This window comes from Streptococcus sp. GMD5S (assembly GCF_000298715.2).
In the GTDB taxonomy this organism is placed as follows: Bacteria; Bacillota; Bacilli; order Lactobacillales; family Streptococcaceae; genus Streptococcus.
Genome location: NZ_AJRG02000001.1, coordinates 298,826 through 310,185 on the forward strand (window position 1 = coordinate 298,826; position 11,360 = coordinate 310,185).

Consider the following 11,360-nt stretch of genomic DNA (forward strand, 5'->3'; position numbering starts at 1 on the left):
GTCTTCGGAGCTGTTTTTCTCTATGCTTTCTTTTCTTGATTCTTAGAAATACTACGATTTTTACCTTCAAGATAGACCATCAAAATAGAAATATCTGCTGGATTTACTCCCGAAATACGGCTGGCTTGGCCGATGGTTTCTGGATTGATGAGTTTGAACTTCTGACGGGCTTCTGTTGCGATCGAGTCAATGTCATCCCAGTCGATATTGGCTGGAATGCGTTTTTCTTCCATGCGTTTCATCTTGGCAACCTGATCCATGGCTTTGGAAATATAACCCTCGTACTTGATCTCTGTTTCAATCAATTCAATGACCTTGTCATCCAAGTCCTCTGCAGCTGGTCCGATAAAGGCCACCACATCTTGGTAAGAGACTTCTGGACGGCGAAGGAATTCCTTGGCTGTCACTGCATCTGTCAGCGGCTTGAATCCCATCGCTTCAACCTTAGCGTTCGTTTCCTTGACTGGCTTGAGTTTGATGCTGTCTAGGCGTTTCATCTCATTGTCAAATTGATTTTTCTTAATCTCAAAACGGGCCCAGCGTTCATCATCAACGAGACCAATCTCACGACCCATCTCAGTCAAACGCATATCAGCATTGTCATGACGGAGGATGAGACGGTATTCAGCACGACTGGTCAAGAGACGATAGGGTTCAATAGTTCCCTTGGTCACCAAGTCGTCAATCATGACCCCGATATAGCCGTCACTGCGCTTCAAAATCAATTCAGGCTTGCCTTGGATTTTTAGAGCCGCATTGATACCAGCGATAATCCCTTGGCCAGCAGCTTCTTCGTAACCTGACGTTCCATTTGTCTGACCAGCAGTAAAGAGTCCTGAGATTTTCTTGGTTTCCAAAGTCGCACGCAACTGGTGTGGCAAGACCATGTCGTACTCAATGGCATAACCTGTTCGCATCATCTCTGCATTTTCCAGACCTTTGATAGAATGAACCAAGTCACGCTGTACATCCTCTGGCAGACTGGTTGATAGACCTTGAACATAAACTTCCTCTGTATTGCGCCCTTCTGGCTCAAGGAAAAGTTGGTGGCGTTCCTTGTCCGCAAAGCGCACAATCTTGTCCTCAATTGACGGACAGTAACGAGGTCCCACTCCCTTGACCACACCTGTAAACATAGGCGCACGATGGAGGTTATTTTGGATAATTTCATGACTGGTACCATTGGTATAGGTCAACCAGCATGGCACTTGATCCTTGACATAGTCCTCATCACGTGAAGTATATGAGAAGTGATTTGGTGCTTCATCTCCTGGCTGAATCTCTGTCACATCGTAGTTGATAGAGGAAGCCTTGACACGTGGAGGGGTTCCTGTCTTGAAACGACCGATTTCGAGGCCCAATTCCTTGAGATTATCAGCTAGGTTAATAGAAGCAAGACTGTGATTAGGACCTGATGAGTACTTGAGGTCTCCGATGATGATTTCCCCACGGAGGGCTGTTCCTGTGGTTACAATAACCGCTTTTGCTCCATACTCTTGATGGGTAGCTGTACGCACACCGACAACCTTGCCATCTTCCACCAAAATTTCATCAATCATGGTTTGACGAAGGGTGAGATTTTCTTGATTTTCAACTGTCTTGCGCATCTCCTTAGAGTAAAGCTCCTTGTCAGCCTGCGCACGAAGGGCACGGACAGCTGGACCTTTCCCAGTGTTGAGCATCTTCATCTGGATGTAGGTCTTGTCAATGGTTTTAGCCATTTCACCACCAAGGGCATCCACTTCACGCACGACAATCCCCTTGGCAGAGCCACCGATAGAAGGATTACAAGGCATGAAAGCCAGCATTTCAATGTTGATGGTCGCAAGCAATACCTTGCAGCCCATACGGCTAGCAGCTAGAGATGCCTCCACCCCAGCGTGCCCCGCACCGATTACAATAATATCGTATTCTTCCGTAAAATTATAAGTCATTTCTTAACCTTTCAAAAATTTCTCGCAAATAAGGAACTAACTTCTCCTCCTCTAGAGCTTGATCCATAGTAACCCATTTAAAGTGTGTATGCTCTTCAGGATCTAATCTGATAATTGGCTTCTCCCCAACCCACTCTGCTTTATAAACTAAGCGAGTAAAAACCGTATCCTTAGAGGTATCCAGTTGACTATCTTCGTGAAGAAGTTTGAGCGAACTGCTATCTAGCCTAACTCCCGCTTCTTCAATGCATTCTCTAAGAGCACCATCTCGCGGAAGTTCACCCTTTTCAACCCCGCCACCAGGAATATCCCAGTAAGTTGGATAAACGTTGGGTTCTCCTCTTTTAATTTCCGAACGCTGAATGAGCAAATAATCACCACCACTATGAACAAGTACATGGGCAATAAGCTTAACCATCATTTTCTCTCCTATTCCTCAAGATGAATGTGTTTTAGTTGGCCGTTCCATTCTGGTAGGGCTGTTTTTAAAAAGGCTGGAACTAGCTGGATATTCTGGAGCTGATCCAAATCAATCCACTCACAAGGTTGCCTTTTCACATCTTCCTGCATGGTCAATGGAGCTTCTTCAAGCAAATTCACCAGGTAATGAAACTCGATGTTGTGATAGGAAACACCGTCCTGTTCAAAACGATTTTCAACCACGAAAGCTAGCTGCCCAGCTTGAGCTTTGACACCTAGTTCTTCCTTCACTTCACGGACTACCGCGTCTTCCGTGCTTTCATTGACTTGAATCGCACCGCCGATAGTGTAATATTTACCCTTGTCTTTAGTAACTAGGAGCTTGCCATTTTGGAGAATCAAGGCTGCCGCCCGAACACCAAAGACCGTGTCTCCCACTGTTGTCCGAAAGTCTTGTTGAGTCATTTTTGTCCTTTCCCTTAAACGACACAAAAACAGTCAAAACTCCAAAGAAGTGCAGGACAAAAAAGCCTGCAACATCCATGAGCTTTGACCATCATTTCTATTGCTTTTATTATTGTAGCAAATTGAGAAAATTTGTCAATCTAAATGTACTATAATTGGCGAATCGCTTCAAAAGCTCCTTTGTCAATCTCGACTGGGTCAGAGAAGGCATCCAGAACAATCCCTCTCACCGGAAACTCCCCTATCTCTTCCGCAACAGATAAACAGTCCGTAAGAGGTAATTGCAACCAGGAAAAACGGTCATAATAGTCCCTGGGAATATCTTGTTCAGTTAAGAAACAAGGATAGAAGTAGTCGTCTCCCTTTCGCAGAATATCCGGTTTTAGTCGTACCCCTTCTTGTTCATCACTCTCATCCAGAAGATTCGGATTGAAGGGGACCCAGACTTTAGCTTGTTTCAATTCCTTGAACAAGGCTTCAATTGACTCTGTCGTTTTCTCTCTCAAATACTCTTTCTTATAGTCAGAGAGGCTCATTGTTTGCTCTTTTTTAGCCGTTTTTTTCTTAAAAAACTGAAACATTCTCTTTCCTCTTAGAAAATCTTAAATGTACTGACAAACCTGTCCATCTCGATAAGCATTATCAATCAAACCGCCACCGAGACACTCATCGCCATCGTAAAAGACAACTGCCTGTCCTGGTGTGATGGCGCGTTGCGGTTCCGCAAAGATGACCTCTGCCTTATCTCCTTTGACATGTACTGTCACCTTAGAATCAGGCTGACGGTAGCGGAATTTAGCCGTACATTCTAGCGTAAATTCCTCTGGCATCTCACGAGTAAAATGAACTTGACTGGCTTCTAGGCTGGTTGACATAAGCGAATCATGGTAGAAACCTTGGCCGACATAGAGGATGTTCTTGCTTAGGTCTTTTCCAACAACGAACCAAGGGGCATTGTCACCGCCATGTTGTCCACCGATACCGAGACCGCCACGCTGACCGATTGTATAATACATGAGACCTGCATGCTCACCCATATCGCGTCCATCCACAGTCATCATGCGACCAGGCTGGGCTGGCAAGTAGTTACCGAGAAATTCTTTAAAGTTCTTTTCTCCGATAAAGCAAATCCCTGTCGAATCTTTCTTCTTAGCAGTCGCAAGTCCTGCTTCTTCAGCTAGTCTGCGAACTTCAGGCTTTTCCAAATGTCCCAATGGGAACATGGTTTTTTGGAGTTGTTCTTGCGAAAGTTGACTGAGGAAATAGGTCTGATCCTTGCCATTGTCCACGCCACGAAGCATGTGAACGATGCCATCCTCATCACGCGCCACTCGAGCATAATGCCCAGTCGCTACATAGTCTGCACCCAAGGTCATAGCATAATCCAAAAAGGCCTTGAACTTGATTTCCTTGTTACACATAACGTCTGGATTTGGCGTGCGCCCTGCACGGTATTCCGCTAGGAAATACTCAAAAACGCGGTCCCAGTACTCTTTTTCAAAATTGACAGAGTAGTAAGGAATGCCAATCTGGTCTGCCACTGCAGCCACATCCTTGTAATCTTCGGTCGCCGTACAGACGCCGTTTTCGTCTGTGTCATCCCAGTTCTTCATGAAGATACCGATCACATCGTAGCCCTGCTCCTTGAGCAAGAGAGCCGTCACCGACGAATCAACACCACCACTCATCCCCACAACAACACGTGTTTTAGAGTTATCACTCATGGTAAGTCTCCCATCTATTCGTTTATTCACGATTGAAGGTCGTGTGTGCTTTAACGATTGAAGGTCGCTTGAGCAGTATTCATTATAACACGCTTGGTTGGAGAAGACAAGAAAGAGGCTGATAAATCATCTCAACCTCTCTTTCTTCCTTTGCAAACGAATCAATTTTCCCCTTTAAGTTCTTTCTTCGCTTGTTCTATCTGGTATTTCACTTGCTCAAAGCCGGTTCCTCCTAAGGAATTCCGTCTCCGAACAGCGGTTTCTGGACGCAAGTAGATATAAATATCCTCTTCAATCAAGGGATGGTAGGCTTGCAACTCCTCCAAATCCCAATCTTGGATGTTTTTACCATGCTTGATAGAGTCTAGAACCAATTTCCCTACAATTTCATGCGCTTCTCTAAAAGGGAGTCCTTTTTCAGCCAAATAATCTGCCAGTTCGGTCGCATTCGAAAAATCATTCTCTGTGGATTGCTGCATTTTGGCCTTATTAACCTGCATGCTCGATAGCATACCTGCCAACACATCCAGAGAATTTAAAATCGTTTCTACTGTATCAAACATGCCTTCCTTGTCCTCTTGCAAATCCTTATTGTAAGCCAGAGGCAAAGACTTCATGACGGTCAATAGCCCAAGCAAGTTCCCGTAAACTCGGCCTGTCTTCCCTCGAATCAATTCCGCCATATCAGGATTTTTCTTCTGGGGCATGATAGATGAACCCGTTGAAAAGCTATCAGACAAGCTAATGTACTGATACTCAAAACTGCACCAATTGATGATTTCCTCACAAAAACGACTCATATGCATCATCAAAATGCTGGCATTTGACAGAAATTCTAAGATAAAATCACGGTCACTCACTGCGTCCAAGGAATTGGTATAGGGTTGTTGGAAACCCAATAAATCACTCGATAATTGACGATCGATTGGAAAAGTTGTCCCCGCTAAGGCAGCCGCACCCAGTGGAGATAGGTCCGTATGTTTCAAGTTAAATGCAAAGCGCTCGCTATCCCTTTGGAACATATTATAATAAGCCATGAGATGATGGGCAAAACTAATCGGTTGGGCATGTTGCAAATGAGTATAACCTGGCATGATGGTTTCCACATGTTTTTCAGCCAAATCCAGCAAAACACTGTTCAGATTCGCCAACTTATCCAAGACATGGCCAAGCTGCTCCTTTAGATATAAGTGCATATCCGTTGCGACTTGGTCATTCCGAGAACGAGCCGTGTGTAGTTTCCCAGCCAGAGGACCAATTTTCTCTGTCAGCAACACTTCCATATTCATATGAATATCTTCATTTGCAATATCAAAATGAAGCTCTCCTGCCTCTAAATCTCGCAACAAAGCTTGCAGACCATCTTGGATCTGCTCTGCCTCTTCCAAGCTTAAAATGCCAGTCTGTCCTAGCATTTGAACATGAGCTAGGGAACCCATCAAATCAAATTTTGCCAGCTGGTGGTCAAAAGAAATACTCGCACCGAACTGTTCTACCCAATCTTCCACAGTGCCTTCAAATCGACCACCCCATAATTTTGTATTTTTCGGCATATCCTGTCGTCCCTTTCTATCGCGTCACTACTCAACATTTTTCTGAACTTCTGAATAAACCTTAGTCGGAAGCCCCCAAAGCTTGATAAATCCAACAGCCGCATCTTGGTCAAAGGTATCCGCACTGGTATAAGTCGCCAAATTTTCATCGTAAAGAGAATTTGGTGATTTCCGAGCCACTACCTGGGCGTTCCCCTTATAAAGTTTAACTTTTGCAGTTCCATTGACGACCTTCTGTGTCTCCTTGATATAGGCAATCAAAGCCTGAGTTGCTGGGCTAAACCACAGGGCATTATAGATGAGATTGGACAACTCATTTTCGATAATAGGTTTGAAATGAGCCACTTCTCTCACAAGAGTCAAGTCCTCAATCTCCTTATGAGCTGCCAATAAAGTCACAGCACCTGGGCACTCATAAATCTCTCTTGACTTAATACCGACTAGGCGATTTTCCACATGGTCAATACGACCAACACCGTGTTTGCCCGCAATTTCATTGAGCTTTTGAATCAAAGTCGCCACTTTCATCTTCTCACCATTGAGGGAGATGGGCACCCCGCAGCTAAACTCAATGTCTATAAATTCTGGACTGTCTGGCGCCTCTTCTGGCGAAGATGTGATTCCAAATGCTTCTTCTGGTGCTTGGTTCCAAGGATTTTCCAAGACACCACATTCATTTGCGCGTCCCCAAAGATTTTGATCGACAGAGTAAGGATTGTCAAGGTCAGCAGGAACTGGGACGCCGTTTTCTTTGGCATATTGGATTTCTTCTTCACGAGACCATTTCCACTCACGAACAGGCGCAACTACTTTTAAATTGGGATCCAAAGCCGCAATAGAGACTTCAAACCGAACTTGGTCGTTTCCCTTGCCTGTACAACCATGGGCAATTGTGGTTGCCCCCGTCTGATGAGCTATTTCAACGAGTTTTTTTGAAATAAGAGGGCGACTCAGAGCAGATACCAAGGGATACTTCTGTTCGTAGTAGGCATGAGCCTGAAGGGCCACTAAAACATAGTCATTAGCAAATTCTTCCTTAACATCAATGACATAAGACTCTACAGCCCCAACCTTGAGAGCTTTATCGTGGATGAACTCCAAATCTTTTCCTTCACCCACATCCATACAAACAGCGATCACATCATAGTCTTTTTTTAACCATGTAATAGCAACTGATGTATCCAATCCACCTGAATAGGCTAAAATAACTTTTTCCTTACTCATTTCTCATCCTTCTTTCTATTTTTCGATAGAGGCTTTAAAAGCATCGTCAATCAATTTGTCCAACTCCCCAGAATCCTTCAACTTCTGGATGGTTTTGTCAACCGCCTCTTTTAATTCTTTACTGTCTTTTTTCATCGCAACAGCGTAGGAATCTTCTTTGTCATTGTCAAAATCAAACTCAGCGATGGCTAGGTCTGGATTATTCTCTACAAAGCCTTTCGCCACTGGTTCCTCAAAGATAACTGCATCCAGTTGCCCTGATTTCAAATCTGTTATCAAATTTCCATTTTTAGGAAGTGAAACGAGAGAAGCATTCTGCAAGGTTTCTTTGGCCAGAGTTTCCTGGATAGAGCCTTTCTGCGCTCCAACCTTTTTCTGAGCCAAATCCTTGACTGATTGGTAATTCGTTAATTCAGATTTTCTTACGATAACCTTATTTTTCGAAGTGTAGTAGGGAATTGAAAAATCGTAAACTTGACTTCTCTCCTCCGTTTTAGAAACACCTGATATGGCAAGATCGGCCTTGCCTGAATCAAGACTAGCCAGTACATTGTCAAAACTCATTGGAGAGAACTCCACTTCTACACCTAGTTCCTTTGCGATGGCTTTGGCTAGCTCAACATCTGAACCTACAATCTGATTTTTCCCATCGACCAATTTCTGATATTCAAATGGAGCAAACTCTGGATTTAGGGCCACCACCAATTTTCCTTTAGCCTTAATGGCTTCAACACCTTGGGATTGAGCGTTACTACAAGCAAATAATAAGGGAAACATAAGCAAACCAAACATCGTCATCAACACCTTCTTCACTTTATTCATAGAAGAGCCTCCTTTTATTTTTATACTTTATTGTTGTATAAATAATACTCCTCTCATTTTCGTTTGTCAAGAAAAAACTGTATTTTATTTCATTAAAATCAAGAAAAAGCTTATTATATGATATATTTTTACATATAATAAGCTTATTTATACTATTTGAGTTTTTAAAAATACAATTACCCAATTACAGGTAAGATGAAGAGATCAATGAACTCGCCACATTCTCTTTCACAATTCAATAACTCGATGGCATTGTTGAGCTACATAGGCATCGTGGGTAACGATAATGACCGTTTTCCCTTCCTTGTTCATATCTAAGAGAAAGTTTAAAACCAAATCTCGATTTTCAGGGTCTAGAGAGCCGGTTGGTTCATCTGCTAACAGGAGCTGACTCGGTTTTAAAATGGCTCTAGCAACTGCGATTCGTTGCTGTTCCCCTCCAGATAACTCTGAAACCTTCTGATGTAGGGTTGATGACAATCCCACTCTCTCTAAAATTTCTTCTATCTTTTTGCCTTTGTCCTTCTTGGATAATTTTACATACTTTAGAGCGAGCATGAGATTATACTCTACCGTTTCATTATCAATCAGAGCAAAGTTTTGAAACAGATAAGAGATATGTTCGCGGATAATCGCTTGCGACTTAACAGAATTGACAGGTACATTTTGCTGACCGAAAATTTCATAATGTCCACTGTAATCGCCATCTATCAAACCCAAGAGATTTAACAAGGTTGACTTGCCACTGCCACTTTTTCCAACAATGGCAACTAAATCTCCTTGGTTAATTTTTAGAGATAAGTTCTCCAAAATAACTTTTTTCCCAATGGTTTTCGTAACATTTTCCAACTTTATCATAAGTGATCCCCTTTCAATAACTGCACTACATTTCGTTTTTCCATCTTAGAGCCCAAGAAAAGTACAAACAGAATATCTAAGCCTGTAAATCCTGCGAAAAGCAAGAGCGGGAACAGTGCCTGTGTAAAGAATAGCAGGACTACAAAAGGGAAGCTATATACCAACAATAGAATCCTCAAGAAAGAACGATACCGATCTATCAATTTCCAACCCATGAACTTCTTGGTGATGATATCTGTTCGCTTCAATAAGAAAGTTGTTACTAGTAAGAAGTAGGAAATCATCATACTAAGAAGACCAACCAAAGCAAAGAGTATGTTGAAATTCCGAACAGCATCTCGATAAGAATCTACTTTCTCTTGTTGAATGGCTTGAATAGATGAAAATTTTAAATAATTCCCATCTGATAATTTCTCAACTAACGCTGTCACCTCTTTTTGATGTTGAGCTGTATTTTCGATTTTAATGGGATTATTTAAACCTGTTGTTGACAGGGAAGCTTTTTCATCCCACATCATATCAGAATCATTGACCAAGCTAATAATTGGATTGTAGAGATTTTCCTTTCGCTTCTCGTTATAAGGGAAGAATGACCAATCACCTTCATAGTAAGCAATCTCGATATCCATCTCCTCTATCGTTCGTTTTTGCTGCTCTTCATACTTCATAGAAAGATAGGCAATTAATTTCCCCAAGAGCTGATTTTTATCTTCTTCACCTTTCGTACTTGCTGGCATCAAAATAACTTTTTTAGTGCCGGTATCGGGTAACTTGAATTCCTTGCTCTTTAGAAAATTGCGATTAGCATAGTAAACATCCACCGTATCTGTTAACTGATATTGCTGAATCTGTTCTGATTTGACAAAATTTTTTACAGGAAGACTGCTACTTTGCACATAGCCCGCCTGCGTTTTTTCTACCAAATCCAGATAAAATCGATAGAAATAATCCACTGCTTGCCCTGAGCCTGCCAACTGCTCTTGCCACAGATTATCATTGAGTTGAAAAGTTTCCAAGGTCAGATAATTTCCTTGACTGATCCACTGTTTCTGGTAATCCAACTCTTTGTTTTCTTGCTCCAAACTTTTTCCTACCCCAACTAGCAAGACTGTCAGTAAAATAGTAGTTCCAATTTTCATCAAATAATTAAAGAGTAGACTAAATTTGAAAGATGAAAAACCTTTCAGCAAAGAGCTGATTGTCATTTTTTGAATTAAGAGGTAAGTCAACCAACTGATAAAGAGATAAAGTTGCAAAAGCAAAAAATGCGACAACCATAACATTGGGAACAAATCTTTTGGCTTGTAATCAAGCAAGAAACATACTCCTAGATTGATCACAAGCGCCCCACCTAGGAGGAGGTAGAGGTTGCCTTTCACAACATCAGCTAAAACAGCCCGATCTTGAAAACCCAGTAATTTTTGTACCCCAACTCTTTTCATATCCATCATCGGTTGATACACTGTCACTAACACAAGAAGTAAAATAGCCAAGACAAAAACAATGGCAGATAAAAGCAAATCTCGATTTATGACTTCCACTGCACTTTTATAGGTCGGCTCTAGCAAGGTAGCCTGGTCTATCTTGAAAAAATCGCTCCATTTCTGTACAATCCTATCCTTGTCCATCTCTTGTGTAGAAGTTATCGTATAGCGACCATTTAAACTACGAGATGTATCCTTGATATAGGTTTGAAAAGTCATAAGCTGAATAGGCTTGGCTTTTAGAAAAGTCGGAATCGTACCAAGTTTATTGGAAATTTCTTTATTACTGTAAACTCCCTCACCATCTGTGGTAAAATCAAGAGAAGAAATCCCAAACTCTTGGTAGGGAAAGGTATCTTTATCAAAAACACCAGACTTGACCACCTCATCACCACTGTCTGTTTTGATGATGGAGACTTTATACTCCTTTGATACATCCTCAAAAAATCGAAGAACAGATGCTGCAGGTTCATTAATATCTTTCAAATACAAATCCAAAGAATCTACAGTCTTTCCCATTTCCCGAATCCGCACCACTTCTCGTGTGTAGTTTATATTAAAAACAAAAAAAGTGGTACACAAAAGCAGGAGTAACATACAGAAATTACTGATTTTTTTCATAAAAGTACCTCCTTAGTACTTTATCATCTTAGTCGTAGAATTTATTCCCTTTTTTCACAAATTTATTTTAGATTTCTTTTTTACTTTTTATACTACTATGATACAATATTTTTAATCAGTTTCTATTTTCTGTTAACTTTTTTCACGAACAAGGAGGAGATCATGCGCTACGATTTTGGAAATGTTTATAAAGAAATACGTGAGTCAAAAGGATTAACCCAAGAAGATGTCTGTGGTAGCGTCCTTTCAAGAACC

Annotated in this window: 10 protein-coding genes and 1 pseudogene; 1 reads left to right on the forward strand and 10 read right to left on the reverse strand. The window is 41.7% G+C overall.

Annotation, left to right across the window (positions count from 1 at the left end; genetic code table 11):
- Positions 1-20: 20 nt before the first annotated feature.
- From mnmG to GMD5S_RS0201460, 10 genes are all read right to left on the reverse strand, one after another.
- Positions 21-1,934, reverse strand: a complete 1,914-nt coding sequence (gene mnmG / locus GMD5S_RS0201415; RefSeq protein WP_000221917.1) for a tRNA uridine-5-carboxymethylaminomethyl(34) synthesis enzyme MnmG — start codon at positions 1,932-1,934, stop codon at positions 21-23.
- Entirely contained in the window at positions 1,924-2,355 is a 432-nt protein-coding gene (locus GMD5S_RS0201420; RefSeq protein WP_000989471.1) for an NUDIX hydrolase, read from the reverse strand. The genes mnmG and GMD5S_RS0201420 overlap by 11 nt, the downstream gene beginning before the upstream one ends.
- 8 nt (positions 2,356-2,363) lie before the next feature.
- Entirely contained in the window at positions 2,364-2,819 is a 456-nt protein-coding gene (locus GMD5S_RS0201425; protein ID WP_000193660.1) for an NUDIX hydrolase, read from the reverse strand.
- A gap of 149 nt (positions 2,820-2,968) precedes the next feature.
- Positions 2,969-3,400, reverse strand: coding sequence for an SseB family protein (locus GMD5S_RS0201430; RefSeq protein WP_000485110.1), 432 nt, complete (start codon positions 3,398-3,400; stop codon positions 2,969-2,971).
- A gap of 21 nt (positions 3,401-3,421) precedes the next feature.
- On the reverse strand, positions 3,422-4,543 hold the full coding sequence (gene mnmA, locus GMD5S_RS0201435) for a tRNA 2-thiouridine(34) synthase MnmA (protein ID WP_001282942.1): 1,122 nt from the start codon (positions 4,541-4,543) through the stop codon (positions 3,422-3,424).
- Positions 4,544-4,704: 161 nt separating this feature from the next.
- Positions 4,705-6,096, reverse strand: coding sequence for an argininosuccinate lyase (gene argH, locus GMD5S_RS0201440; RefSeq protein WP_001125690.1), 1,392 nt, complete (start codon positions 6,094-6,096; stop codon positions 4,705-4,707).
- A gap of 27 nt (positions 6,097-6,123) precedes the next feature.
- Positions 6,124-7,320, reverse strand: coding sequence for an argininosuccinate synthase (locus GMD5S_RS0201445; RefSeq protein WP_000031910.1), 1,197 nt, complete (start codon positions 7,318-7,320; stop codon positions 6,124-6,126).
- A 15-nt stretch (positions 7,321-7,335) separates the two neighbouring features.
- Positions 7,336-8,142: an ABC transporter substrate-binding protein gene (locus tag GMD5S_RS0201450; RefSeq protein WP_001045245.1), complete on the reverse strand. Its 807-nt coding sequence runs from the start codon at positions 8,140-8,142 to the stop codon at positions 7,336-7,338.
- Positions 8,143-8,370: 228 nt separating this feature from the next.
- Positions 8,371-9,000 (reverse strand): ABC transporter ATP-binding protein, encoded by a 630-nt coding sequence (locus GMD5S_RS0201455; RefSeq protein ID WP_000593110.1) that lies wholly within the window; start codon positions 8,998-9,000, stop codon positions 8,371-8,373.
- Positions 8,997-11,105 (reverse strand): bacteriocin-associated integral membrane family protein, encoded by a 2,109-nt coding sequence (locus GMD5S_RS0201460; protein ID WP_000724248.1) that lies wholly within the window; start codon positions 11,103-11,105, stop codon positions 8,997-8,999. Before GMD5S_RS0201460 ends, GMD5S_RS0201455 begins: the two co-directional genes overlap by 4 nt.
- A gap of 162 nt (positions 11,106-11,267) precedes the next feature.
- Between GMD5S_RS0201460 and GMD5S_RS10415 the strand changes: the two are divergent.
- Positions 11,268-11,360, forward strand: a pseudogene (locus tag GMD5S_RS10415) (DNA-binding protein); the annotation flags it as partial.

Excerpts from the sequence above, each read along its gene's own strand:
- mnmG (WP_000221917.1), bottom strand. The coding sequence starts at position 1,934 with ATGACTTATAATTTTACGGAAGAATACGATATTATTGTAATCGGTGCG.
- GMD5S_RS0201420 (WP_000989471.1), bottom strand. The coding sequence starts at position 2,355 with ATGATGGTTAAGCTTATTGCCCATGTACTTGTTCATAGTGGTGGTGAT.
- GMD5S_RS0201425 (WP_000193660.1), bottom strand. The coding sequence starts at position 2,819 with ATGACTCAACAAGACTTTCGGACAACAGTGGGAGACACGGTCTTTGGT.
- GMD5S_RS0201430 (WP_000485110.1), bottom strand. The coding sequence starts at position 3,400 with ATGTTTCAGTTTTTTAAGAAAAAAACGGCTAAAAAAGAGCAAACAATG.
- mnmA (WP_001282942.1), bottom strand. The coding sequence starts at position 4,543 with ATGAGTGATAACTCTAAAACACGTGTTGTTGTGGGGATGAGTGGTGGT.
- argH (WP_001125690.1), bottom strand. The coding sequence starts at position 6,096 with ATGCCGAAAAATACAAAATTATGGGGTGGTCGATTTGAAGGCACTGTG.
- GMD5S_RS0201445 (WP_000031910.1), bottom strand. The coding sequence starts at position 7,320 with ATGAGTAAGGAAAAAGTTATTTTAGCCTATTCAGGTGGATTGGATACA.
- GMD5S_RS0201450 (WP_001045245.1), bottom strand. The coding sequence starts at position 8,142 with ATGAATAAAGTGAAGAAGGTGTTGATGACGATGTTTGGTTTGCTTATG.
- GMD5S_RS0201455 (WP_000593110.1), bottom strand. The coding sequence starts at position 9,000 with ATGATAAAGTTGGAAAATGTTACGAAAACCATTGGGAAAAAAGTTATT.
- GMD5S_RS0201460 (WP_000724248.1), bottom strand. The coding sequence starts at position 11,105 with ATGAAAAAAATCAGTAATTTCTGTATGTTACTCCTGCTTTTGTGTACC.